This window comes from Anaerobutyricum hallii DSM 3353, from assembly GCF_000173975.1.
GTDB classification, from domain to species: Bacteria; Bacillota; Clostridia; order Lachnospirales; family Lachnospiraceae; genus Anaerobutyricum; species Anaerobutyricum hallii.
This window is the reverse complement of record NZ_ACEP01000074.1, coordinates 12,209-38,559: the sequence shown is the minus strand read 5'-3', so window position 1 is coordinate 38,559 and position 26,351 is coordinate 12,209. Positions and strand designations below refer to the sequence as shown.

The window sequence follows — 26,351 nt, the reverse complement described above, 5'->3', positions numbered from 1 at the left end:
AATGTATACAAGCTTATAATATATCACTGAATTTATTTACTTTCGCTAAAAAGAGGATATTTCCTATGTTCCAATGACACCTCAGATATATCCCAAGCCTGACAGTATTACACTATACACTTAATATTTTTAAATTTAGTCATTACATTGTTGGAATTTATTTACATTTTCTTGAGATTAAGTATAGCGAATTAAAGATAATTATGTTAACATAGACTTACATAATATCAGTATATCGGAGGTGATTATAATTCTAAAGCAAACAAATATTGCACATACTATTGATTTAACCGCAGACAGAGCCAAGTATGACGAATGTGCAAAAAAACTATTAACTTATAATGCCGTTATTGCATGGATACTAAAATCCTGTACAAAAGAATTCTCGCAATATAGTGTTCAATTTATATGCGATAACTGCTTAACAGGAGACATTGAAATATCACAACGCTCTGTACATCAAGATTACCTCGATAAAAACACTCGATTAAATGGCAACCAACGAATTGACGGACTTAACACCGAAGCAAACTCTATCAATGAACAGACTGTATACTATGATATTCGTTTCAAAGCCTGTCTACCAGACAGTGATGAGCCTGTACAACTCATTATAAATCTTGAAATCCAATTAAATGATACACCGGGTTATCCATTAGTAACACGAGGATTTTATTATTGTGCTCGAATGATTTCTGAACAATACGGAACAGTGTTTACTGATGAACATTATGAGAAAATTCAAAAAGTATATAGTATATGGATATGTCCTGACCCAGCAAAGAAGCGGAAAAATGGTATTTTTAAATATCATACTGTTGAAGATACCATACATGGCACTCCCTACACTTCCCCTGAAAGTTATGATTTAATGGAAGTTGTTATTTTAAATCTTGGTGATGCTGATAAAGAAAGTGATTTGGAGATTCTTGATTTACTAAATGTACTCTTCTCACCCTCTACATCTCCAGAAGAAAAAAAGCAGCGTCTAAACGATGATTTTCATATTGCAATGACAGAAGAATTTGAAAGCGAGGTGCAAAATATGTGTAATCTTAGTAATGGTCTTGTAGCGTTAGGCGAAGATAAAAAAAGCTATTCCCTTGCTCAGATGATGATTGAAAATGAAGAACCTTTAGACAAAATTATTTTATATACAGGCTATTCTGTTGAAAAGTTAAAAGACATCGCCAACACAATGGGAAAATTATTACCAGAAAAATAATCACAAAAACTCCTCGGTCATATTTCCGGGGAGTTTTGTGATTTTACTTTCTTTTGAAGCCGGCTTTATGTCGGTTTCTTTTTTATCTATTAGATTGAAACGGATTACTCAAACTCCTTTGCAGACTACGTTTTATAGCACGCAAGGTGCAGAAGCGATACCGCAGTACCGCCTACTACTTTTAATATGGAATTTTGATAATAACCTGTGCGCCGCCAGTCTTTTTAGAATTGCTTAAAACAAGCTGCCCGTCATGTTGCTTGATAATGCTGCTTGTGATATAAAGTCCCATACCAAAGTGCATATTAGAAGTACGGCTTTTGTCGCCCATGAAAAACTGTTTCTGTGCATGATGTAGGGCCTCCGGTGTGAAGCCGCCTCCCTCGTCCGTTATAGATATATGTAAAAAGCAGTCCGTTTTTTGCACCGTTACATAAATTGTCCCCTGTGGTGGAGAATAGTCTAACGCATTGCTTATCACGTTCATAATTGCCCGTTCCAACAGCAGCTTATCCGCCTTAAGTGTGCCCAGGTTAGCCCCCGTTTCCAGTTGCAGACAAATTCCTTTGGTAAGGCATAAAGAGCTTGCCTGCGCTTTAATCTGGCCCATGTAATCAGCTATATCAAATTTCTCCAAATGAAGCTGATACCCGGCGATTGTCCGTGAAATGTCAATTAACACTTTAATATAAATGCCTATCTGTTCGGAGCTTTCAGTGATGTAACCCGCATATAGACGTTGTTCGTCGTCTAGCTCCGTTTCATTTATCAAATCAATATTTCCTTGAATGACGGTCAAAGGTGTTTTCAAATCGTGAGCGAGTGCTGCAATCTGTTCTCTCTGTAACTGTTCCGCGTTCCATTGCTTCTCTAAAGATATTTTCAGATTATCTTTCATATTTGCAAAAGAACAAAGTACGTCCTCAAATTCTTTGATTTTTGAATGTCCCACTTCAAAATCAAGATTTTGTTCTGCTACCTGCCTTGTCGCTTCAAAAAGCGGAGAGAGCTGCGTCCGCATATTTTTTGCAAACTTCGCTGTCAATATCACGCATACTGCAATACAGTTGATTGCTATAAAAATATAAAGCAGAATTTCCGGTGAGGGAAAATGCTCATAAAGCCATTCATTTGTAAACTGTGAACCTATGTAATATTGCAGCACTACATATTCATTTTTGCGGGTCACAAGCAAATACTGTTTGTTGAGGTTTGTATTTATCTGCCCGGATATTGCGTATTCCATAGCCCGGTCCAAATCGTCGCCCTCTAAGGTCGTTTCCGTCACTTGATAATTTTTATCCAGCACCAAATATTCACAGCCCATAGGAAGCTGCACATCTGCCAAATCCGGCGTTGCAGCAATAACAGGAGCAAGATCTTTTGTGCAGCGTTCTGAATAATCCGCATAGGTAATAAGCCCTGTACTAGTTCCAGCTAAAATAAGACTAAATGGTATTGCCACCGCACCTATTAGTCCAATCAACAGCATACATAAGAATTTCCAAAAAGACGCTTTCAGTGATGTTGTTTTTTTCATTCCCATTTATATCCAATCCCCCAGACTGTCGCTATCGGCTGAATATCCAGTTTGTTCAATTTTGACCGGATATTCTTGATATGAGTAGAAATCGTAGAATTATCACTGTCGCCCTCTAAGCTGAAAACAGCTTCGTAAATCTGTTCTTTTGAAAATACCTGTCCTTTATTCCTTGCAAGATATTCACAAATCAGATATTCGCTTTTTGTTAAGGCAACAGGCGTGTTATCTACCCGTAATTCTTTTTCAGATAAATCAATTTTTATGCGGTCAAAGGTAAGTGCGGTATGTCGTTCCCTACGTTCACGCCGTAGGTGGGCGTTTACTCTCGCCCGCAATTCTGCAATACGAAATGGTTTTGTCAGATAGTCGTCTGCTCCCAGACCAAGCCCAAATGTGATGTCATGCTCCATTGTCTTTGCTGTCAGAAAAAGAATAGGACAGTCTACAAGGGAACGAATTTTATCACAATAGGAAAAGCCGTCTACATCTGGCATCATAATATCCAGTATAATCAAGTCATATCTGTTCAGCTTATCAAGCGGTACCTGTGCGGCAGAGGTATAAGTGGTCACGAAATGCCCATCCTTTCGCAGCCCGTTTTTGACAAGCTCTAAAATAGCCCGTTCATCATCAATCATAAGGATCGCCGCCATATTGTTGCCTCCTTTCGTTGTCCTTTTTAGTATAGCACAAGCTCCAAGGGCAGGAAAGCTGTCATTGTCGCTTTGCAATATAGTAGTTATCATTTACATTGACCGCAACCGCTTCCGCTTTATCGGTTCCGTAAATCTCATAGACATCTGTGTAAAACCAAGACTCTCGCCCCTGTCCGGCATTTTCCCCGTACCAGTCAATCTTGCTTAAATCTTCTTTTGACAAAGGGATTTTCGTTTCTGTATCGAATGTAACACTTTCAGCGAGAATATCAATGTAGCTGCCTAATTCATCATCTGATACCATATCAGACGTTACTTGATAAACCGTCCCGCCCCAAAGAAGTTGTGTCGCATTTTCTGGATTGACTTCAAAGCTGTCATTTATAGATTCTTCTGTTTTCTTAAAATCAAAAACAGTATCGCTATCTTTGACATTTTCGCTGATAACAGCTTTATGATACCCTCCGTTTACATCTACAATAAGATAATCGTCTGCGTTAGAAGCCGCATATACATTGAGAAAAGGAATAATGTAAGCGGCTTCTGGTGCTTTCTCCGCCAAATCCGCTAAGGATTGAAAAGTTGCCGGTTCAACATTTTCTTGCAGCAATATTTTTCCGTTCTCGTCTATGGCGGCAAGCTGCCGGATATATCCAATCCATTCTCCAAGCCCGCCATTTGATACGGTATCTGCCAAAATGGTGTAATCGTTACCTTTATAGGAAAAACGTGTTACATTTTCCGTATTCAAATAACATTGTTCCTTGTCACTGGAATATTCTTCGATTCTGTCCTGTAAAGTACAGCCAGCAAGAGCCACACAAACGATAAAGGTAAACAGCAGAAGTAGCATTATTTTTTTGCTTTTATTCATAATTTTTTCTTCCCTCCCAATGAGAAAACCATAATAAGGTCAGCAATAAGCCGCCTGTCGTTAATGCTGCAATCCATATTTTTTCCGTTCCATAGTTGAAAATTTGTCGGCTCAAAATATCCTGTACCCAATTCATAGACCATGCAAAGGGGATATACCGGGCTACACCTTTCAGCTCAATATTGCTATATAAGATACATTGCAGACTTTCAAACACGCCCCAAAACAGGGATAACCCTAATCCAAATTTGAAGCTAAGGAACAGGTGCAAGATGTATATTATCAAATTACAAAAGGCCATCCCGGCGGCGGCTCCAATGAGCATTCCGAGCTGCACTGTATCAGCCATTCCCAAAAGATGTATGCCAATCACAAATAACAGGAACAGAAAGAACAATGCAAATACCCCCGAACCATAAAGATAAGTTAATTTTGCAAGCATATTTTTGTGTCTGTTTGGTACAGCAAGCAGCGTTTGGAAGTGTGAAGCCTTTTCTTCCAGTGCAACGTTCAGACCAACAATAACGCTTATCAACAACGGAAAAAACGTTGTAGTAATTTCCAATATCATTTTGAGCTTTTTACTGTCTGCGGTGCTGGCATACAGGGAATAGTAAGCAAGAAATAACAATGCCCCCATAACGGGTACACAAAAATGAATAGCCCAAAACGATGTATGCTTCGTTTTTTCCTGTTCAGAACGAAGCACATAAATAAAACCCATTTCTGTCTACCTCCCTTTGGAAAAATCCTTTGCGTCGGCATAGGATAAAATAAGAAACAAGAGTATTGACAACGAAATGGAAATCATAATGGCTATAGAAAATCCACAATTCCCCGCATAAGTTCCGTTCATTTCAATTCCCATAAGTGGCTCTGCCAGTTTTGCTGCCCAACAATACGGTACAAACCACCATGCTACTGTATTTCCTAATGCGGTAGCAGTAGATAGGACAATCCCAAGTATTGTATTTAACACAATCGGCACAAACATTCCCGTTTTGCGTGCTAAGTACAGACACAAAGGGATTTGCCAGACAGACGCAAGGATAATTCCGATACTTCCTGTAATGCTGTGTAAAAGAGAATATACTGCCGTTGCCGGAGCAATGATATTACTGATAGAAATAAGCAATGCTAAAAATATCGCTGAAACAAGCAGTTTTTCGACTAAGATAATGCCCTTAGCAAATTCAAATCTCGAAAGGTTTACAGGCATAGAAAATACCGAATAGTATTTCCCTGCGTTTTCTTCTTTTCTGTGTGACAAAGAACACAAAATTGCGATTGCTCCAGGAAGCAGGAACGCATACCACCAGTAAAGCGTCATGTACTGATACCCCATATATCCACCCATAATCCATGCAAAAATAGCCGTAATTAGCGGAACAATGAAAATCAGTTTGTTCGATATTGTCCTCTTGAATTTCAAATGTTCTGATTTTAGATAGTCCATGCCTTAACCCTCCCTGTGATTGCTTTTTACAACGTCCATAAAAAGCTGTTCCAAATTTTCGTTTGCATTAAGTTTCCCCTCATAGCCTAAGATGCCGCCCGCAATAATGCCGATGTGGTCAGCGGTCTGTTGTACCTCGGAGAGAATATGACTTGATAAAATAACGGTAATACCCTTTGCAGGAAAGGAACGGATAAGCTCTCTAAGTTCTTCAATCCCAATCGGGTCAAGCCCGTTGGTTGGTTCATCAAGTATGAGCAGCTTCGGGTTGTTTAGTAATGCAACTGCAATTCCAAGACGCTGTTTCATACCAAGAGAAAACTGTCCGGCTCTTTTCTTGCCTGTTTCCGTCAGCCGGACGATTTGCAGCACTTCGTCAATCCGCTTATCTGTCAGCCCTAAAATAGCAGTCCTTACTTTCAGATTTTCATAGGCGGTCAAATTTTCATAAAGCGGCGGCATTTCAATTAACGCTCCAATATGGTTTAAGTCGCTGCGTTTCCATGCGTGGCCGTCAAACTCAATACTCCCAGATGTGGGTCTCAAAATACCTGTTATCATTTTGAGTGTTGTAGATTTTCCGGCTCCATTTGGTCCTAACAATCCATAGACGGAATTTCTTTCAATGTTCAGCGATATGTTATTTACGGCTGTCTGCCCGTTGAACGATTTGCAGAGATTTGTTGTTTTTAAAATCATATTCATATTTATAATCATCCTTTCTTTTTTTCATAATATCAATCAATTTTGAAGATTTCATAAAGATATTCCATCTATGCAGCAAATGTGCTTGATATAGGAGAATACTCTTCTATGAATTTTTTGTTTCATCACTTGAATAAACTGGTATTCTATCATTCCTTCAACATGGCTCTCCTTCTACCCCATGAAATGCCCCTGCCGGATACATCCACTGTCCTTTTGCATAGATATCGTTTGCCGAGAATTCTCCAGTGACCAGACTGCGAATCGCTTTCTCATCTCCATGATACACACAGGATTTCGCATTTCCCACAAAGGTATCCAAATCACACTTATTATCCAGCATAAATTCCAGAATTTCTTCATTATGCTTTAACAACTGATATTCTTCTGGATATAATTTGCGAATCCCGGCAAACAGCTTCGGTGTAGAGAAAATACACATAGCACAGTTGCAGGGGTTCCACCCGGCACGGTAAGCCTTATATGATGGGATGTACGCAGTAACTACAGACCTCTTAGACGGTGATGTAAAAGATATCCTAAAATTCAGCGAAGGTCGTTGGAAAATCGAGGAATGTTTTCGTGTAATGAAGACTGACTTTGAAACAAGACCAGTTTTTCTTCACGATGACGTACGCATAAAAGCCCATTTCCTTATCTGTTTTCTTGCGGTGGTAATATACGTTACCTCGAAAGAGATCTGGGAAATGCCTTCAGCTACGAGGCACTCTTGGATAAATTGAGAACAATGAATTTCGCCGATATACAAGAACAAGGTTTTATTCCACTTTACACACGAGACAAGCTAACCAATATCCTATTAAATAAAGAATACAAGACAAGACGCAAATTCTAATACTGAAAGCGTAAATTCTAATAGCCACCATCTTCTTGAACTGTCGTTCAAGAAGCATCGCTCGCTTAGCTCGCTCAATTCTAATATAACTACGCAAAAAAGCCTGCTGTCCGTGATAGACAACAGGCTCATAAGCCATATTCTTTATGGAATTAGTATTAAAATTTTCAATGTAAATTTCCCGTTTTCGCATTTGGTCATCAACTGACCATCATATTTCTCAACGGCTTTTCGCATATTAGAAATACCGAAACCGTGAAGAAAATCATCATTCTTTGTGGTACGGCTCTTTGTGTTTCCGCTATCCTGCAAGCAGTTATTTTCAATCAGTACAGAAAAGAAGTTTTGCATTTTCCCCGCTTTCACAAGTATCGCCCTCTGTTCTTCAGGAAGTTTTTCACTTGCTTCTATGGCGTTATCAAGTCCATTCCCGAAAATGGTACTAACATCCAAAGGCTCAATAAAATCTACACCATTACTATAATATGCCCTTATTGCAGCTACAAAGGCATGTTCCAAAAGTGTACATCATATTCCTTTTTTAAATAAGAAAAAAGAATATGCATATGGGATTACAATCAACACTGCCATGATGAAAAATAACAGTATCTTAGAGTCCAGAAATCCATTGGCGATCATAGCTAGGCCACAAAAGATAAACAGTCTGGAGCTGACACGGTGTGTGCGATTCCAGTTTTCTTCACTGGACAGTGTCCATGGAATCCGAATGCCAGCACTATAGTTCTGTTTTGTTTTTGCCAGATAATTGCCAATTACCAAAAGCATGAGTCCAATGATCAGATAAGTGAGCAGAGTAATATTCACATTTATTCCAAGAGCAATAGCATAGCTAGAGCACACAACAATCGGGGAAAGTGCAGCCATGAACCACACAAGTGCCCGGATCAGCTTCGGACTGATGTTCTGGCGTTTTGGATCAACATGGGTGAAAAGAAAGCAAAACCACATCATTGCAAACATAAAAAGCGGAAGTCCGAAAACGGTAATTGCCTTGCTGCTCCAGCCATCTGGAGTATTTCCAGTGGAAAAATGGGTAGGGAGCTTTGCCGGAAGCTGATTCCACAAAAGCAATCCGATCAAGATTGGGCTTAAAGAAAGAAGGCTGCCAAGTAACAAAGACCATTTATATTTTTTCATCATGAGATTCGTCTCCTTTCAAGTCTTTTAACCATAGAAGTAATTCTTCTACAACGGAAGTATTCAAATCATAGTAAATAAAATTCTTTTCTTTTGTTTCCCATATCAGATCAGCCTTTTTCAAAATCTTTAGATGATAGGAAACAGTAGCACCGGTCATATGAAAATGACTACCAATTTCTCCGGCGGACATTCGGCCATTCTTTAATAACTGTAAGATTTCTCGGCGTGCAGGATCGGACAAGGCCTTAAAAGTATCTGCAAAAGCCATAGCATCACTTCTTTCAAAAGTATTTAGAAATATTTCTAAATATAATATATTCTGACGAAACAGAATTGTCAACAACTATTTAGAAAAATATCTAAATTCTAAAATCCTTGTGTTTCAATCGCTGCTATATGAAAAATATGGTAGTATCACTGTTCAAAAGCTGTTCAACATCTGGCTTTTCCCTTCAGTTATACATGGCCCATAGATTCCGCATCTGTCTGCTCAACTGCTCATATGACCATCTTTTTTTACTGTTTGTGCGACTGTTGCTGTCATTGATGATAAAACCGTCCCTGTCATTCCGATTCCGGTATCCCGGCAGACAAATTCCATTGTCGTCATTTCCGGCTGTTCGGATGGAATTTCCCTGCAGCTGATATAAATCTGCCCGTTTTCTCCGTTATATTTCACCGCATTCGACAGGATATTCATCATCACACGTTTCACATACCTCGGACTTCCAATAAGATCACAGTGTTTGATTTCTTTTTTCTCCCATACAATTCGGATATTCTGTTCTGCAGCAATCTGTTCAATCACAACAAGCACTTCCTCAAAAATTTTGTTCAGATTAAATGGACTCTCTTCCAGAACAACTTCACCAGACTCCGGCTTACTCATATCCAGAACATCATTTACCAGTTCCAGCAGCAGATTGGATGCCTCTTTGATCTTTGCTCTGTATTCTGTCTGTTTCTCCATATCGTCTGCATAATGCTCTGCCATATCAATCATCCCGCAGATTCCATTGATTGGAGTCCTGATATCATGGCTCATCCGTTGGAGAAACTTCGTTTTTGCCTCATTGGCGGCTTCTGCCTTTTTTGCAGCTATCAGAAGTTCTGCTTTATATTTTTCATCTTTTTCCTGTTCCTTTTTCTGATGTGCCTGATTGGTTCTGTAGGTCCAGAGCCAGAATATACTAAACATCAGAAAATAAAGAAAAATAACGCTTATTACACTTAATGGAAGGTTACGGAACACTTCCATATCCGGAAGCCACGTTATCATCCGTGACCTCCGACTCATTGTGCTTATACTACACTGTCCTTACACCAAAATCAGCTTCTCTCTCCGGCTTATCTTTTCCCTGTTTTTCTTGAATAATCTTCTTATTGATTTCCAACCGTTCATGGATAGATGGCTTCTTCTCTTTTCCTATCGCTACTTTCTTCTGTGGCAAAGACTTCCTTTCCACTTTCCCTGCATCTTTTACATTTGCTGATTTTTCTACACCAGTAACGGCAGTTGCTCTGCTCTGCTTCTTGTCCATTACCTGCTGTTCCCGGCGTTCCTGCACTCCTTTTTTTCCAGACTACAAAAACTCTGCAGATAAGGCAAAACATGATTCTGCATATCCGTCAGATCTTCCATATATTTCTGGAACTCTTCATTCCCCTTGCCTTTCTGATAGTTAATCCAACTTTCATCCGTCAGTCTCATTTCATTCTGCAGCTTTAACTGATTGAGAAGACCTCCGTTGCCAGTGCCAATATCTATTTTCCCTTTGAAATGATGCAGCATCTGGTCGCCTTTTTCTGCATAATATACTGTAAAAAACATCTGTGCTATCGTTTTTGGTTCGTTGGTGTTGGGAGCACGATCAGCATAACAGACTTTGTCCTGTTCTACGGTTTTTGAATCCAGATCAGATAACTTCTGACATCTCGGATTCATGAGACCACTCTCTTCACAATAGTTTACATACACCATTGGTTCCATATCCTTTGGAAGCTCCGGTTCATAGGCTTTCAGCCTTTCCATCAATACACCTGCACGAACAGACTGGTCGCATTCTTCGTCTACGATATCCTTCAGATACGAAATATAGGAATGAATATTTCCACTTCGCAAATCCAGCATCACTTCCTGTACCGTATTTTCTCCTATCTCCACATTATCTCGATACTCATACGGATCAAATGCTTCTGCAATCTCATCCACTGCCTCTGCCAGCTGTTCTGTGGTCATCTTCTCTGGATACATTGCTTCCCGAACATCCCGCATCGGTACATACTTATAGTCCGGTAATGCTTCATGAATTTTCTCAATTCCTCCCCTTACCAGTGCAAGCTCCCCATAAAACCGAACATCGTCCATCAGATTTCCAAATACGGTATTTCCTTTTACGATTGCAAATTCGGCTTCATCATAGTAACTATCTTCCGGATCACGATATTCTACTTTAAAAAGCAAACAAAAGCAAAAAGAAAATGCCTGCACTACCGCACTTTCCAACCATGAATGAACAATGGCTCCGATACCATTCAGTGTAAACCCTGTTTAACGTAAATGACATAATCGCCAATATATTTGCCCTCAAAGTTTCTTTTGGCCATGTAGAATAAATTTCGCAGGAAGCTACATTTTTAATATAATCTTTATATAGTACATAATAATTCTTTGCCGTATTATCAGAAACGGCTCCATCATGTACTATAACATACTCCGGGATTACAACTCTGCTCAATACAACCTCGCCTGTTGCCTGAATATCCTTAACCTCGCTCTCTGCGATTTTTGGTGGATAATCTCCATATAATGTGTGCTGGCCGATTGCAAGAACTTCATACGAAGCCGTTTCTGTAATTGTCGGTTCCAAAGAGAGATTCTGCAAAGCAAGCTGCCCGGAAAGCATCTGACTTCCTGCAATTTCCACTGGCTCAAATCCTGGAGCTGTTATTTTTAAGTTATACTCTGAGTATGGCTGATTCAGTCCTGGTTCCATTGAATATTCTAAAGGAGGGGTCTCTAACTCAATCACTTCTGTCTGTCCCGACAAATCTGTTTTTAATACTTCTAATATTTTATCCGGTTCCCCCGCAGAAGAAATCTCCACTGCAGCATCCGTAATCGGGCGTTTCCCCCGGTTGGAAACAAGAGATACCTGTAAGGTTCCTACATCTGGCATAATAAACACCTGCGTTTTTTATTATAGTATTCTGTGGAGAGAATGCCGTGACAAACAAATGACTCAACATTAAAATCTTATCTCACACTCTCTCGTTCGATAAATTCATACGGATTAACCTGTATCTGACTGACTGGTTTTTCCTGTATCATCCGTAGCACAGATGAGCGCAGCTGGCTTCTTCACTTTTTTACCCTCTGCTCTCTGTAACTCAAATTTGTTATAATATGATTATATATCGAATTTAATTTTTTTGTCAAAGTATTCGAACTTATGTTATAATAGTTGTCAGGAAACTAACTGATTTATAGTAATTTATTTTTAAGAAAAGAGGATGATATCATGAGTGAATCAATGGCAGATTTCGAAAAAGAAATTGACGAATCTCTTAAAACACTGAATGTTGTGGAGAATGAGGGAGAGGCTACAGAAGAAGAAACTGGATTTAACGCTTGGGATAAAGTACAGCAGTATTTAGAGGATGGTACTGTTCTTACTTTAAAAGTCGGCGGTATCGTAAATAAAGGTGTTATCGTTTATGTTGATGGGCTTCGCGGTTTTATTCCTGCATCCCATCTTGAAATTGGTTATGTAGAAGACACAAATCCATATCTAGGAAAGACTGTTGAAGCGAAAGTTATCACAGCTGACCCAGAAAAGAATCGTCTCGTATTATCTGTAAAAGAAGTTCTTTACGATAAAAAGCGGGCAGAAAAAGAAGCGCGTATCAACGCAATTGAAGCTGGCGCTGTTCTTACTGGTAAAGTAGAATCTCTCATGCCTTACGGCGCTTTCGTTGATCTCGGCAATGACATTTCCGGTCTGGTACACATTTCTCAGATTGCACAGAAACGTATCGAATCTCCAGCAGAAGTTTTAAAAGCTGGGCAGGAAGTCAATGTTAAAGTATTAAAAGTTGAGAATGGCAAGATTAGTCTCAGCATGAAGGCTTTAGAGGAAGTTGCTCCGGAAGAGGAAGATACAAGCGGCGAAGAAGTTGTAAGCTATAAAGATGAAGGCGATGCAACAACAGGATTAGGAGCTTTGCTGGCAGGTCTTAAACTCTGATTTGCCGCAGGCAAATAGACGCCCGCTGAGAATGAAAATAATCCTTATTTGTGACTTTAGTCGCAGCGTGTTGAATACTCGCTCGTATCCAGCACTTGCTTCAAGGCCACAAATAAGGATTATTTCATTCTCAGCGGGCTGTATTGCTATCGCTTTTGTTGCCATGCTCGCCTCAAAAGGATCAATTCCGAATCCAAAGCTCGTACTTTTCTTAAAGACTGGAATTTGTGGGGGATTTACTACCTTTTCAACCTTTGCTTTAGAATCTGCAACTCTGATGAAAAGCGGACATCCGAAAGTGGCTTTTCTCTATATGTTATTGAGCATCCTCGTGGGGGTAGGTGCTATTTTTATTACTGAGTTCGTCTGTTTCGGCACCTCCGAATCCCTCCTCGAAAACACACATCCGCAATAATCCTGCCGATACAGATGGTATTCCTCAGACAATGCAATAGAACGTAAATACCCTCCTTTTTTCTTAAAATCAGATGGCAGATGTTTCACCCCATATTTATCAGCAAGTTTTTCTCCAATCTCATTAATCCACTGGGCATTTTTGTGCGGGCTGATTGAAAGGGTTGTCGAAAAATAATCCGCTCCCATCTCTGCAGCTTTCTTCGCGGCTTCTTCCATACGAAGTGCGTAGCAGTGATAACAGCGAAGTCCTCTTTCCGGCAAGTCTTCCATTCCCCTTGCCATATCAAAAAATACCTGTGGGTCATAATCACCTTCTACGAAAGTAACATCTTCCTCATAACCTGCTTCATGAATAAAACGCTGAAGCTCTTTTACCCTTTTGGTATATTCTATTTCTGGTGTGATATTGGGATTATAATAAAAAATCGTAATTTTAAAATACTTTGTCAGATATTCAAGAACATAGCTGCTGCAAGGCGCGCAGCATGCATGAAGGAAAAGAGCTGGGCGATTTTCTCCCTCAGCACACTCCTTCTCAATTTTATCTGTGATTTTATCCAATATCTTTTGATAATTTACTTTCTGAATATTATTTGTATTCATCTAAACTCTCCTTGTAATTTTATTTCTTCAAAATATCCATAACAAACTCATCATAATCCTGCTTTTTCATTTAAAGTGTTTATTTTGAAGCATTGTATCACAAAATAAATAAAATTCTGACTGTTCTTCAACTGCCAAAGACAGCCTCAGAGAATAAAATAATCCTTATTGTGGCCTCGGAACAAGTGTTGGATACGGGCGGGCAGAGCGAGTATTCAACACGCTGCGACTAAAGTCACAAATAAGGATTATTCTCTGAGGGTGTCTCCCTTTGCCTGCGGCAAAGCAGAAGTTACTCTAAACCTTTGATTGCGTTGACTGTCTTCTGGTATTTTTCTTCTACTTTCTGGAACATATCTTCACTTCCGGCTGTTTCTTTTCCTCTTAACTTTTCAGTGATTTCTGCGCTTGCTTCGTAGAGTTCATCAAATCCGAGGTTTAAGCATACACCTTTTAATGTATGTGCTGCGCGGAACGCTTCTTCGCCATCATTTTTTTCCAGATTTTCTTTTAAATTATTAAAGCTTGGATCTTGTAAGAACTTTAAGGCAAAACGTTTAATCATGGCTTCGCTGCCCATTCTTCCTAAAACACTCTCGTAATCAGACCCCATCTGTTCATAACATTCTTTTACTGTCATTGTCGTTCTCCTTAATTCTTCTTCATTTTACTTAACATTTCTTACTTTTTGTCTTCTGGCATGGATAATTCTGATATTTCTGAAATCGGACATTGTACTGGTACTGGTGAAATTTCTGGAACATCCTGAACTTCAAGTTCTTCCTTTATTTTCCCTTGAATCTCTTCGAGACATTCTAAAAGAAGTGGATTAAATGCCCCACATTCTCCGGCTAATATCATTCTAACCGCTTCTTTATGCGAATAGGCCTTCTTATAGATGCGATCACTCACTAATGCATCATACACATCTGCCAACGATACAATCTGAGCGGAAATAGGAATCTGTTCTCCTTTTAAGCCGTCCGGATAGCCTCCTCCATCATACCGTTCATGATGCCAGCGGCAAATCTCATAAGCAACTTTTACTATTGGTTCATCCTGGTGTAATGCCAGATTCTTTAAAATAGATGCGCCAATAATCGGATGTCTTTTTATGACTTCAAATTCTTCCTCTGTCAGCTTTCCTGCTTTATTTAAAATTCTATCGCTGATGCCAATTTTTCCAATATCGTGAAGTGCAGATGCCGTTATAATAAGCAGCCTGTCTGACCCATTCAAATGATATTTATCTGTCTTTTGTACAAGACTTTCTAATAAAAGTCCAGTGAGAATATTGATATTAAGCACATGCTGGCCGCTTTCTCCATTACGGAACTCCACAATCTGGCTTAATATACTGATCATCATCCGATTATTCTTTTCTTTTTCATATACCTGATTCGTAATTAACGTAACAAGATGTCGCTGTTTTGCATAGAACTTGATAGTATTCAGCACTCTTCGATATACTACTCTTGCATCAAATGGCCGACTGATATAATCGACAACGCCCATCTCGTATGCTCTTCGCATGGTATCCGGCGAATTTTCACTGGAAATCATGATAACCGGAATTTCTTCATTCCAATGTTCCTTTATCATGAAGTCAAGAACTTCAAATCCATCCACGACTGGCATAACAATATCTAAGAGTACAATGGAAATGCTTGTACCATATTGTTGAAGAATTTCAAGTCCCTCTTTTCCATTCTCCGCCTCTAAAATATCAAATTCTTCTCCAAGCATTTCTGAAAGAAGCATGCGGTTCATTTCCGAATCATCGATAATAAGAATCTTTTGCCCGCCTTTTCTTCCAGTTTCTCTATCTTCAGTACAGATCTTAGATTGTTCTGTAACTACGCTATTCTTTGTCATCTTTGCCTGGTACATATACTTGTCTGCACGTCGGATTGCATCTTCTATCTTCTCTCCATTTGATAAAATACCTCCAACACTCACAGAAAGACGAAGCTGTGAATATCCTGGAACTGCTGCTGTATGAACTCTTTCCTGAATCTGGCGCAGCTTAATCTCAAAAGCATCTCCCTTGATATCCGGCAATAAAAGTAAAAACTCATCACCACCATATCTTATGAGTATATCGCTCTTACGGATATTCTTCTTTATGATCTGTACAACAGTATCTAATACCATATCTCCTGCTTCGTGGCCATAGGTATCATTGTAAATTTTAAAATCGTCCAGATCTATCATGGCAACTCCGGCTGAAAAACGTGTTGTCTTAATCTTCTCTTCAAAATACCTGCGATTATATACGCCTGTCAGTGCATCTCTGTAAAGCTTATCGTTATATCCGCTAATCTCACTCAATAACTGATTCTTTCCATCATCATCTACCAGAACTTCTCTGTCAAGACGGCTGATCATTTCCATCGCATATGGCTTACCATCTATCTTTACATATTTCGAAATTACCTGATAAAAATCCTGTCCAAGTAATTCAAGCTTCGTGCGCTGTACTTTATCCTGCATTACTTTTAATGAAATACAGTTCTCACAAACTTCATTCCTTCCCCAGAAAGAATAGCACTGGCATACCTCGCCGCCCTCTGACTCAATACCACTGCCTCCATAGAGAGTTTCTTCATCAAGCAAACGCACAATGTCGAATACTTTTTCAAGTTGCTTTATCATCTCTTCTGATTCCTGCTTTGTCATTGTTTCATCTGCCTGCATCCGTTCCCCTCGCTTTCCTTTTTGTCTGTTGTGACATCCTCCCCGCCTGTATAGGTGAGGCTTCCCAACCTCGGCAAGTTTGGTTCTCGTTCGATAGCACTACTGTGCTAAGCATATGCGAGCTATCCCCGTGTGTCCCACGGTTGTGTTATATTTTATGACATATTACTGTTTTTATTATACCATTATGTAAACATATTGCATAGTACTATTCTCGGATATAGCAGCCTTTCTGCTCCCAGTGGCCAACCCACTTTGCCTGCCGATTTGTACCCTGCGGCCGCTTGCCGGAGGCTATCTGTAACGGATCTCCTACTGTATTCTTGTTATGAACTAAAACATCATATACTGCTTCATCCAGTCCTGTCTTTTCCAGATTCACAGCCGTTGTCTGGTCAAAGTCCGTATGTACCTTATGAATTGCAACGGCTGCTGCTTCTGCCGCTGCCTTGATTGCTCCAGCATTTCCTTCGAACTTAATAAGAATATGTCCATCATATCCACTATACTCATATCCTAAAAGCCTGATATTGGCACTTTTTGCTATGGTATCCGCTGCCTGCAAGGCTGCTGCAAGACCGACGGCTTCTACAAAGCCGACACATTTCCTTCCCACACCATTCTCCTCCTGACATTTTACTATATAAAAATTCAAATAACTATTTCAGAAACAATTCATAAAATCACATGTAAAAATCCTCTGAATCTGAAATTGTTCTCATTATCCCATGATTATAATTATAACAGAGAATCCCATAAAATCAAGGAAAGTAATTCTTGACATTTTAGTGCCTAAACTATATAATTTTTGAAGCATTTTTTGTAATCTCGGAATTATTCTATATTTAATTTTGTTATTTTTTGATTGGTTGTACTCAAATTTATAAAATAAATATGATGCATAACATTAATAAAATTTGAATTCAGCCACCAAAAAGCTATTTTCAAAATCAAATACAGGAAAACTCCGTGAGTGCATCATCAGGGAGGTATTTATGAAAGAAAGAGAAAAATTAGGTTCTCGTCTTGGATTCATTCTGATTTCCGCCGGCTGTGCAATTGGAATCGGAAATGTATGGAAGTTCCCTTACATGGCTGGGCAAGGAGGCGGCGGTGCATTCGTACTCTTCTATCTCATTTTCTTGCTCATGCTCGGACTTCCTATTATGACAATGGAATTTGCCGTTGGAAGAGCAAGTCAGAAAAGTCCTGTAAAAGCTTACTACGCTTTGGAGAAACCAGGACAGAAATGGCATATCCACGGTTACATCACATTAATCGGATGTTATCTGTTAATGATGTTCTACACAACCGTTTCCGGATGGATGCTTCATTACTTCTATCTGACCGCAACTGGAAAGTTTACCGGACTTGATTCCGAGACAGTATCCGAACAGTTTAACACGATGCTCAGTCAGCCGCTCGTTATGGGATTCTGGATGGTTGTTGTCGTTATCGCCGGTATTTTAGTATGTTCCATTGGATTACAGAATGGACTTGAAAAAGTAACAAAAGTAATGATGATTTCCCTTCTCCTTATTATGATTGTCCTTGCTGTCAACAGCTTTTTTATGGACGGCGCAAAGGAAGGCTTAAGTTTTTACTTAATTCCTGACTTTGGACGAATGAAAGAAATCGGAATCATTAAAACGATTACCGGTGCCATGAACCAGGCATTCTTTACATTAAGTCTTGGTATCGGCGCCATGGCAATCTTCGGAAGTTATATCGGAAAGGAACGCTCTTTACTTGGAGAGTCTTTAAACATCGCTCTCTTAGACACATTCGTAGCAATCACTTCCGGACTGATTATCTTCCCTGCCTGCTTTACATTTAACGTAGACCAGACTTCCGGACCAGGGCTTATTTTTATCACTCTGCCAAATATCTTTAACCATATTCCTATGGGAAGATTATGGGGAAGCCTATTCTTCGTATTTATGTCCTTTGCCGCATTTTCCACGATTCTTGCCGTATTTGAAAATATCATTTCCTGCGGTATGGAATTAACTGGATGGAGCAGAAAGAAATCAAGCTTTGTCAATGCCATCGCTATTATCTTACTTTCTATTCCATGCGTACTTGGATATAACTTATGGAGCTGGGATGGATTTGCTGTATTTGGCGGTGCTGTACTTGATTTTGAGGACTTCTTAGTAAGTAACCTCTTCCTTCCACTCGGTTCCCTTGTATATCTTTTATTCTGTACAAGCCGATACGGATGGGGATGGAAGAACTTTACTACAGAAGCCAACACGGGAAAGGGGCTTAAGATGCAGAACTGGATGCGAGGATATATTACTTACATCCTTCCGCTAATTGTACTGTTTATCTTCTTCTTTGGATTATATGATAAATTTTTCTAAATTTTGATTTGCACAGTAATAGACGCCCACAGAAAATAAAAGAAACTATATTTGTGACTTTAGTCGCGGCGGTTTGGATACTCGCTTATACACGCGAGTATCCAAACCTTGCTCCGAGGCCACAAATATAGTTTCTTTTATTTACTGTGGGCTGTGCTTTGGATGGGCAAGAAAAAATGCAATCTATTTTGGAATAATTTGCAAATCCGTCGAAGGATCGTCTTTGACAGTTAAAGGAAATTCAGAAATTATTTTTGAGAAATTTGAGGAAGGAGATTGGCGATATAGAATATTCAAGAAATGAAATACCATAAGGTTGACACTTAAACTATTGTTATAATAGCACATTGATTTATGATTTCCACTAATAGTTAAAACCAACTTTCCAGAAAGCCATACCCCTCTAAAGCCTTCCTCAAATCCCTCCAATATGAGTTCTGAATTTATATAGACAGCCAAAGACAGCCCACGCTACAAATCAGAATCCTCCACATCAATCACTTTGGGTTGTTTGCGGTAGAGAATATCATACATGACTGGAACGATAAATAGGGTCATCAATGTTGCATAGAGCAGTCCAAATGCAACTACCACTGCCATTCCCTTCTGCATCGCATTTCCGGCATCCTGTGAAAATACCATAACACTCATGGAGAGAATTGTGGTGAGTGCAGTCATGAGAATGGGGCGCATTCTTGTTTTTCCTGTTTCTATCAGGGCTTCCCGTTTACTCATGCCACCTATTCGCAGCTGGTTGACGTAATCAACGAACACAATACCATTGTTTACAACGGTTCCCATTAAAATCATGAATCCCATCAACGCCATTGCGGAGATGGACATTCCAAAAAATCCAAGTCCGATCATTCCTCCTGTGAACGCTAATGGTACAGTGAAGATAACGATAAATGGGGATAAAAGGCTCTGGAACTGTGCAACCATTACTAAATAAATGAGCATGAATCCAAGTGCTAATGCTTTTCCCATCTGTTTTAACATATCTGTTGTCTGTGTGGCATCACCGGAAAGTTCTACTTCATAGCCGCCTGGCGCTTTGTATTTATCAATCTTATCCTGTAACTTTCTTGATAAAAGGGTTGCGTTTGCATTTTCATCAATTTCTGCCGTTACGGTAAGATATGGTTTCTGGTTTTCTCTGGTGATGTTGTCCATGCTGTATCCATCATCTTCAGAAGCAAAATCAGACAGTTTATATGTATGTTTTTCATCCTCACCATCACTGTTTTTCTCGGTTGTTTCTATTTTCATATCTAAAATATTTTCATAGGTGAGTTTGTCCGTCTCATTAATGAGGTTGACTTCCACATCTTTCTCATCCATGTTGAGCGTAATCGCATTTTTCTCCGTTGTAGTATGTTTCAATATTTCCTGATAAATCTGTGCGATAGTCAGTCCATGTTCTGCCGCTTTATTGCGGTCAATTTTCAAATGAAGCATTTTGTCAGCGGACTCAATACCATTTGACGCTGTTTTTACTTCGGAAATCTCTTTCATCATCTTGATAACATCTTCACTGATTTTAATTAACTTCTGCTGGTCCTCTCCATATACGTTGACAGAAAGCCCACCACCGGAAAGACTTGACATATCGCCCATTGCAGAAGAAGAAACCGTGATTTCCTTACATTTTACTCTTTTAGTTTTGCTCTCGATTTCTTTTCGGATTTTGCGAAATTCCTTTGTTGTCTTTATATTATCTTCTGTGATGATATTAAAGCTGAAGCTTGTGTAATTATCTGTCGTTCCTGTTCCGAGCATACTGGAAGTTACACTGGCATTCCCATCAAGGGCGGAAACCTTTTTAATGCCGTCTACTCCAGTTAGAATTCCCATAACCTCATCTGCTGTCTTGTAAGCATTTTCTTTTTTTACGTTATCATCTAATGTCATACTGACTGCAATCTGATTACTGTCCATGTCATCCATCATAACAATTCCCGTCCGCATACTCTGCATCACACAAAGTACAAGAAGTACAATAGAAATCGCTAACGGAATAATCTTAAATCGGAGAGCCAGTTCTAACACTTTTCCATACACATCTTTTATCTTATCAAACCACGGCTGTTTTACATCTTTTGTTTTTCTAAGAAGCACAGAACCCATTGTCGGCACAACAGTAAGTGCCACTAATAAAGAAGCAATTAATGCATAGGAAATGGTAAATGCAAACGGCATTAAAAGCTGGCTTACCATACCCGAAGTATATACCATCGGCAGGAATACGCAGATTGTTGTGATCGTGGATGCAAGAATCGGCCCTGCTACCTGCGCTGTTCCCCGCACCGCTGCCTTTGATGCCGACATTCCTTCATTTCGAAAACGGTAAATATTTTCCATTACTACAATGGAGTTATCTACGAGCATACCGATACCAAGACAAAGCCCAGCCAACGACATAACGTTAATATTAATTCCCGTAAAATACATGATAATAATGGCAAATAATACACTAAACGGAATACTGAATGCAACAACGATTGTCGGGCGGATATCTTTTAAGAAAAGAGCAAGTACAATAATTGCAAGTACTGCTCCTAAAAGGATACTGCTCAATACACTCTTTATAATAATGTTAATGTAATCACCCTGATTCATTATCGTGGTAAAGGAAAGTCCTTTATATTTTTTCTCTAAATCTTTAAAAGAGTTCTGAATTCCCTTGGATACGGTACTCGTATTTGCAGTACTTCCTTTAAATACTGATAAAAGAATCGCATTTTCTCCATTAACCTTAGAATAAGCATCTCCCTGATTATCCACTACTGTGATATCAGCAATATCTTTTACCCGAATCTTTCCCACTCCGTCAATCTTTGTGAGAACAAGGTTTTTAAGCTGCTTTTCATTGGTAAAATTATCTCCGACTTCCACAAGCCACTGGTGTGAACTCTTATCCTCAATATAACCTGCCGGCATGGAAAAGTTCTGTGCTGAAATCATCGCAGACAGCGTATCGAGACTTAAAAGGGTATCAATATTTGCATTCTCTCTTGCCGCCTTTCGGGAATCTTCCAGTTTATCTTCTGAATCCTTTAACTCTTTTTCCGCAGATTCTATCTGTGTCTTACCTGCCGCAATCTGTGCCTGTCCAGAACCAAATCCTGCAGCGGCTGAATATCCGCCTGCAATAAGCTTTGACTGCTGCTCATCTAAGCCTTTCATCTGTTCATTTAATTTATCAATAATCGCTTTCTGTACCTTAATTTTTACTTGCAGGTTAGAAAGTTCAGTATCAATCTGTGGCAGGCGAACCTCCACTGCCTTATACATCTGTTTTAATGAATCTATTGTCAGCTTGGAAAACTGTTCACCATACCCCATCTGCTCCATCCAGGAAACAAAGGCTTCAAACTGCTTTGGATGTTGTATTGCTTCTTTTACAGAAGACGGAATCGTAATTCCCATCTGCTTTGCAGCCTCTCCCATTGTCGCATTCAAACTTTTGAATGTGTTATTCAGCGTCTTATACGTCTTCTCTAAACCTGCATCTTTATATGCTTTCTTCTCCGCTTTTAATGCACTCTGACTCGCTTTTAAGCTGTTAAGTTCCGCCTCATATGCTGCTTTCTGGGATAACGCTTCTGCGAGCTTTGTCTGTGCCTCTGCAAGCTTTGTATTCGTCTCTTCCTGCTTGCTGCTCAGCGTCTTTTCCTGCTTCTTTAACTGTTCCTTACTCTTTTTTAAAGAAGCCTTCGCCTCCTCAATCTTATCACTCGCCTCAAGGAGCTTATCATTCGTCTGTCCGAGAATCTTATCATTCATCCGGTCAATTTTCTTCTCATTCAGTCGGATCTCCACATGATCTTGTATCAAGCCATTCGCAGATACACTGGCAACACCATCCTGACGCTCCAGGTACGGCTTTACCGTCTGCTCCGTAAAACTGGACAGTTCCTTAATGTCTTTTCCCTCATAACTGACACTGGCATACATCGTTGCCATCATATCCGCACTGATTTCCATAATATTGGGTGTTCCGCAGCCCTCCGGCAAATCTAATGAATTCAGCGCTTTCGATACACGAACCAAAGCTGCCTCCATATTTGTATCTTCTGCAAACTCTAACATTAACATTCCATAATTATTTGCCGAAGTACTTGTCAGCTTCTCCACGCCGTTAATCGTACCAATCGTACTCTCCATCGGTTTAACAACATCACTTTCCACCTTTTCCGGAGAAGCACCCACTTCCGTTGTAATCACAGCCATGTATGGGAGTTCCATTTTCGGCAAAAGATCTGTCTGCATCTCACCGAGACTGACAAAACCAATAACCAGGACAATGATTACGGTCACCAATACAAAATATGGCTTCTTCACAAAAAACTTTGTCATATCCTTTCCTCTAACTTTCTTTTTGTTCTCTATCTTTATTTCTCTATCTGAAAAATGTCCACCCTCTACTATCAGAAATAAATCCTTAAATTTAGACATTATCATATAATTGTATCACAAGATGTGGGAAATTACTATTTAATTCATTAAGAGACAGACGCCCGGGAAGAGAACCGATAGCCTATATTTGTGACTTTAGTCGCTACGAGAAACCGTCTTCTATGAAAAGGCCGACATGAAAAGTTATTGATTTTGACTCAGTTGTACAAAACACAAAGTCGTCAAAATCAATAATTTTTCATGTCGGCCTTTTCTAACATTTTACTACAGTCTCGTAGCTCCGAGGCCACAAATATAGGCTATCGGTTCTCTTCCCGGGCTGTCTTTGGCTGGATTTTGTTTGAATTAAATAGTGGTTGCGGGGATTTGGGGGAGAGGGCAGAAGTTTTCTGCTTGCTCTCAGAATATTGCAGGTCAAATCATACCCTCTATTCCCAGTCCTTCTCGAGTAAGCAGAATACATCAGCTTCTGTCCCCAAATCCCCTCCCCCTGTTTAATTCATCTTCTCCAGCAATGGCTTCGTCTGTAGTTTGTCTAATGAATTAAATAATAATCTGTGTTATTATATTTGCAGGAGGTTTTAGATTATGATTCAAGATATTTACCCACATAAATTAGATAATCATTATGATATAAATGCCGTACCAGATATGGACAGTATCGTTTTGTATTTTACGGAGGAAGGAGTTCTTCACCGGCTCGGTCAATATAAGGAGTATGATAACTATCTCTTTTTCCCTGCTGTTCGTGATTTTCCCAGTGATACTACTGACATTGATGAGTTCCCTTTTGAAAAAGATGATCTTACTTATCTTTTTTCTGTTGATGATGCCCATTACTTTTTACTGGAAAAAGAACCTGCTTATTTACCAGAAGGATATGATTTTGCTCCTGTCAGAAAACTCCGAACGAAGGAAGTGCATCCTAAATATCGTATTTTTACTGGAATTACAGGATTTCAGCTTAGTAATTGGTATAAGAATAATCGTTTTTGTGGCCGGTGCGGAAGCAAAACAGTTCATTCCACTACAGAACGCGCCTTAAAGTGTCCTTCTTGCGGACATGTTATTTATCCAAGAATTGTACCCGCAGTTATTGTGGGCGTTTGCAATGGAGATGAAATCCTTGTAACGAAATATCGTACCGGCTTTGCTCACTATGCACTGGTTGCTGGTTTTACGGAGATTGGAGAAACTTTAGAGGAAACTGTTCAAAGAGAAGTTATGGAAGAGACTGGACTTCATGTAAAAAATATTCGTTATTATAAATCTCAGCCCTGGGGAATTGTTGATGATATTCTTGCTGGATTTTATTGCGATGTTGATGGCGATACTGAAATCCAGATGGATGAATCTGAATTGAAACTCGCAGAATGGAAGAAACGAGAAGATATCGTATTACAGCCTGATGATTTCAGTCTGACAAATGAAATGATGCTAATGTTCAAAAAAGGTAAGCAATAAGCTTAAAATTCTTTACCTTCAAGAATACCCCATATATGTGACCTCGGAGCAAGGTTTGGATGCGAGCGCAAAAGTGAGCATTCAAACCGCTGCGACTAACATATATGGGGTAGATTCTCTCTTTTTTTTGGGTGGGGCTCTCTTGCCAGCGGCAAACTAAAAGTTATGCTTCTATATCAATTTGTTCCTGCAATACGACACATCCTGCCATGTCTCCAATTACATTGACACAAGTTGCTCCCATATCACATAACGTATTGATACTGATATACACGCCCATGACTCCTGCTGGAAGTCCTGCCATTGTCGCAAGGGCCGCAAAGGATGCAATCGCTCCACCTGGGATTCCCGGCGTTCCTACAGATAGGAGTACATTTGCTAAGAGTACAAGTACCATCATGGAAATGCTGATATTTACATTACATGCATTGGCAAAGAACATGATCATAAATGACATTAAGATTGATACTGCGTCCATATTTACCGTTGCGCCAAGTGGAATGGTGATACTGGAAACCTGATTGGATACGCCAAGTTCATCTTCCACACACTGTTTGCTTAATGGAATTGTTGCAGAACTGGAACAGGTTCCAAACGCATTTAATGCGGCAGGCATAATCGCTCTGAAAAAACGAATTGGACTTGTCTTTCCAAGTACTTTTACTGCCGCTCCATATACTACTAATGCAAATCCAAAGAATGCAATATATAAAATGACAAGCTGTGTTGCTAAAGATACAATTGTGCTTGTTCCATTTGCCTCTACTACCGGTACAATCGTACAAAATACTCCAATTGGAGTGAAATACATTACTGTGCTGATAATCTTAAGACACACTTCATTGAGAGAATCGATTACTTTTAATAATGGCTCTCCCTTTTCACCGATTGCAATTAATGTAAATCCGATAACCAATGAAAATACAAGTACCTGCAGCATATTTCCCTCTGCAAATGCCTTCACTGGATTAGATGGAATCAGACTCTTAACCGTATCTAAAATACTGTCCATCTTTGTTGCCTGAATATCTGATGTTGCCATCTCAAACTTTACGCCTCGTCCAAGATGAATGAGTCTTGGGATAATTAATCCCATAAAACTTGCAAGTGCTGTTGTACACAGAAAAAACAGCATAGCCGCTCCTGTAATCTTACCTGTTGTTTTTGCACTTCCAATACTGGCAATTCCCATCACGATAGAACAAAATACTAATGGGAAAATCATCATGTTCAGTGCATTCATATAAATGCTTCCTAATGCACTTGTCGCAGTAAGCACAACTTCAAACTTATCTGCCAGAAATAATCCTGTCAGAATTCCGAGAATCAGTCCGGCAAAAATCGCTCCGGTGATGTGCTTTCTGTACCATTGATAAAAACCTTTCATCTCTTTGTACTCTCCTCACTTTTCTTGTTGTAAAAATCTATATCTTTAGATATACAAACCAGAACTACAAGTTGCTTACTTTAACAACTATTTCGTGAAAATCTATATCTTCAGATATACAAATCTGTAACAATCTATAAAACAAATCCAGAGCATGTTTGAAAATACTTTCTGCAAATTATGGCATGCAGATTGCCTTTTGATTGTTCAAACACGATCTGGCTTCCTTACTGTATTTTATAGAATTGCTATAGAAATTAGTGTATACCAAAATG

The 26,351-nt window shown here is 39.4% G+C and carries 22 protein-coding genes and 3 pseudogenes; 6 read left to right on the top strand and 19 right to left on the bottom strand.

All coding sequences use genetic code 11. The features are described from left to right. The first annotated feature begins 241 nt into the window (after positions 1-241). Positions 242-1,225 carry a PD-(D/E)XK nuclease family transposase gene (locus tag EUBHAL_RS07130; protein WP_005347165.1) on the top strand — a complete coding sequence of 328 codons (984 nt, stop codon included), beginning with the start codon at positions 242-244 and terminating at the stop codon, positions 1,223-1,225. Between the two features lie 181 nt (positions 1,226-1,406). Here the strand turns inward: EUBHAL_RS07130 and EUBHAL_RS07125 are convergent, their stop codons facing one another. The 7 genes from EUBHAL_RS07125 to EUBHAL_RS07095 all read right to left on the bottom strand — a co-directional run bounded on the left by EUBHAL_RS07125 (position 1,407) and on the right by EUBHAL_RS07095 (position 6,901). Then, positions 1,407-2,771, bottom strand: a complete 1,365-nt coding sequence (locus EUBHAL_RS07125) for a sensor histidine kinase (protein WP_005347163.1) — start codon at positions 2,769-2,771, stop codon at positions 1,407-1,409. Further along, positions 2,762-3,421 carry a response regulator transcription factor gene (locus tag EUBHAL_RS07120; RefSeq protein ID WP_044922413.1) on the bottom strand — a complete coding sequence of 220 codons (660 nt, stop codon included), beginning with the start codon at positions 3,419-3,421 and terminating at the stop codon, positions 2,762-2,764. The genes EUBHAL_RS07125 and EUBHAL_RS07120 overlap by 10 nt, the downstream gene beginning before the upstream one ends. A gap of 61 nt (positions 3,422-3,482) precedes the next feature. After that, positions 3,483-4,298 carry a NisI/SpaI family lantibiotic immunity lipoprotein gene (locus EUBHAL_RS07115; RefSeq protein ID WP_005347160.1) on the bottom strand — a complete coding sequence of 272 codons (816 nt, stop codon included), beginning with the start codon at positions 4,296-4,298 and terminating at the stop codon, positions 3,483-3,485. Next, a complete protein-coding gene (locus EUBHAL_RS07110) occupies positions 4,291-5,022 on the bottom strand; it encodes a lantibiotic immunity ABC transporter MutG family permease subunit (protein ID WP_005347158.1) in 732 nt (243 codons plus the stop codon). The genes EUBHAL_RS07115 and EUBHAL_RS07110 overlap by 8 nt, the downstream gene beginning before the upstream one ends. 6 nt (positions 5,023-5,028) lie before the next feature. After that, positions 5,029-5,754 carry a lantibiotic immunity ABC transporter MutE/EpiE family permease subunit gene (locus EUBHAL_RS07105; protein ID WP_005347157.1) on the bottom strand — a complete coding sequence of 242 codons (726 nt, stop codon included), beginning with the start codon at positions 5,752-5,754 and terminating at the stop codon, positions 5,029-5,031. Between the two features lie 3 nt (positions 5,755-5,757). Further along, positions 5,758-6,459: a lantibiotic protection ABC transporter ATP-binding protein gene (locus tag EUBHAL_RS07100; protein ID WP_044922411.1), complete on the bottom strand. Its 702-nt coding sequence runs from the start codon at positions 6,457-6,459 to the stop codon at positions 5,758-5,760. 157 nt (positions 6,460-6,616) lie between these two features. Continuing rightward, positions 6,617-6,901 (bottom strand): hypothetical protein, encoded by a 285-nt coding sequence (locus EUBHAL_RS07095; protein WP_005347153.1) that lies wholly within the window; start codon positions 6,899-6,901, stop codon positions 6,617-6,619. Between the two features lie 34 nt (positions 6,902-6,935). Between EUBHAL_RS07095 and EUBHAL_RS17230 the strand changes: the two are divergent. Then, a pseudogene (locus EUBHAL_RS17230) lies at positions 6,936-7,279 on the top strand (IS1634 family transposase); the annotation flags it as partial. 180 nt (positions 7,280-7,459) lie between these two features. Here EUBHAL_RS17230 and EUBHAL_RS07085 read toward each other — a convergent pair. From EUBHAL_RS07085 to EUBHAL_RS07055, 6 genes and pseudogenes are all read right to left on the bottom strand, one after another. Next, positions 7,460-7,834 carry an ATP-binding protein gene (locus tag EUBHAL_RS07085; protein WP_005347147.1) on the bottom strand — a complete coding sequence of 125 codons (375 nt, stop codon included), beginning with the start codon at positions 7,832-7,834 and terminating at the stop codon, positions 7,460-7,462. 9 nt (positions 7,835-7,843) lie between these two features. Continuing rightward, positions 7,844-8,476: an SdpI family protein gene (locus EUBHAL_RS07080; protein ID WP_005347145.1), complete on the bottom strand. Its 633-nt coding sequence runs from the start codon at positions 8,474-8,476 to the stop codon at positions 7,844-7,846. Beyond that, on the bottom strand, positions 8,460-8,744 hold the full coding sequence (locus EUBHAL_RS07075) for an autorepressor SdpR family transcription factor (RefSeq protein WP_023923479.1): 285 nt from the start codon (positions 8,742-8,744) through the stop codon (positions 8,460-8,462). Before EUBHAL_RS07075 ends, EUBHAL_RS07080 begins: the two co-directional genes overlap by 17 nt. 222 nt (positions 8,745-8,966) lie before the next feature. Beyond that, positions 8,967-9,746, bottom strand: a pseudogene (locus EUBHAL_RS07070) (sensor histidine kinase); the annotation flags it as partial. A 37-nt stretch (positions 9,747-9,783) separates the two neighbouring features. Next, positions 9,784-10,922: pseudogene (locus tag EUBHAL_RS07060) on the bottom strand (LPD25 domain-containing protein); the annotation flags it as partial. A gap of 7 nt (positions 10,923-10,929) precedes the next feature. Continuing rightward, complete coding sequence (locus EUBHAL_RS07055; protein ID WP_005347137.1) at positions 10,930-11,655, bottom strand: hypothetical protein; 726 nt, start codon at positions 11,653-11,655, stop codon at positions 10,930-10,932. A 342-nt stretch (positions 11,656-11,997) separates the two neighbouring features. Here EUBHAL_RS07055 and EUBHAL_RS07050 point away from each other — a divergent pair, with 342 nt between their 5' ends. Together EUBHAL_RS07050 and EUBHAL_RS17225 are read left to right on the top strand one after the other, a co-directional pair. After that, the gene (locus EUBHAL_RS07050) at positions 11,998-12,723 is read left to right on the top strand and encodes a S1 RNA-binding domain-containing protein (RefSeq protein ID WP_005347135.1); all 726 of its coding nucleotides are present in this window, start codon (positions 11,998-12,000) and stop codon (positions 12,721-12,723) included. Positions 12,724-12,754: 31 nt separating this feature from the next. Beyond that, on the top strand, positions 12,755-13,138 hold the full coding sequence (locus EUBHAL_RS17225; RefSeq protein ID WP_135960919.1) for a fluoride efflux transporter FluC: 384 nt from the start codon (positions 12,755-12,757) through the stop codon (positions 13,136-13,138). Here EUBHAL_RS17225 and EUBHAL_RS07045 read toward each other — a convergent pair. The 4 genes from EUBHAL_RS07045 to EUBHAL_RS07030 form a co-directional block, all read right to left on the bottom strand. Further along, complete coding sequence (locus EUBHAL_RS07045; protein ID WP_005347133.1) at positions 13,033-13,743, bottom strand: epoxyqueuosine reductase QueH; 711 nt, start codon at positions 13,741-13,743, stop codon at positions 13,033-13,035. The two genes, EUBHAL_RS17225 and EUBHAL_RS07045, sit on opposite strands and share 106 nt — an antisense overlap. A 292-nt stretch (positions 13,744-14,035) precedes the next feature. Beyond that, a complete protein-coding gene (locus EUBHAL_RS07040) occupies positions 14,036-14,383 on the bottom strand; it encodes an Hpt domain-containing protein (protein ID WP_005347131.1) in 348 nt (115 codons plus the stop codon). A 41-nt stretch (positions 14,384-14,424) separates the two neighbouring features. After that, complete coding sequence (locus EUBHAL_RS07035; RefSeq protein WP_005347129.1) at positions 14,425-16,440, bottom strand: diguanylate cyclase; 2,016 nt, start codon at positions 16,438-16,440, stop codon at positions 14,425-14,427. A gap of 208 nt (positions 16,441-16,648) precedes the next feature. Further along, positions 16,649-17,056, bottom strand: a complete 408-nt coding sequence (locus EUBHAL_RS07030) for a BMC domain-containing protein (protein ID WP_049940641.1) — start codon at positions 17,054-17,056, stop codon at positions 16,649-16,651. Positions 17,057-17,435: 379 nt separating this feature from the next. On the opposite strand from EUBHAL_RS07030, the gene EUBHAL_RS07025 reads away from it, so the two are divergent. Further along, positions 17,436-18,806 (top strand): sodium-dependent transporter, encoded by a 1,371-nt coding sequence (locus EUBHAL_RS07025; RefSeq protein WP_005347124.1) that lies wholly within the window; start codon positions 17,436-17,438, stop codon positions 18,804-18,806. A 471-nt stretch (positions 18,807-19,277) separates the two neighbouring features. Here the strand turns inward: EUBHAL_RS07025 and EUBHAL_RS07020 are convergent, their stop codons facing one another. Next, positions 19,278-23,264, bottom strand: a complete 3,987-nt coding sequence (locus EUBHAL_RS07020; protein WP_242648760.1) for an efflux RND transporter permease subunit — start codon at positions 23,262-23,264, stop codon at positions 19,278-19,280. 549 nt (positions 23,265-23,813) lie between these two features. Here EUBHAL_RS07020 and nudC point away from each other — a divergent pair. After that, on the top strand, positions 23,814-24,689 hold the full coding sequence (gene nudC, locus EUBHAL_RS07015; RefSeq protein ID WP_005347120.1) for an NAD(+) diphosphatase: 876 nt from the start codon (positions 23,814-23,816) through the stop codon (positions 24,687-24,689). Positions 24,690-24,852: 163 nt separating this feature from the next. Here the strand turns inward: nudC and EUBHAL_RS07010 are convergent, their stop codons facing one another. Beyond that, positions 24,853-26,076 carry a dicarboxylate/amino acid:cation symporter gene (locus EUBHAL_RS07010; protein WP_005347119.1) on the bottom strand — a complete coding sequence of 408 codons (1,224 nt, stop codon included), beginning with the start codon at positions 26,074-26,076 and terminating at the stop codon, positions 24,853-24,855. Positions 26,077-26,351 lie beyond the last annotated feature (275 nt).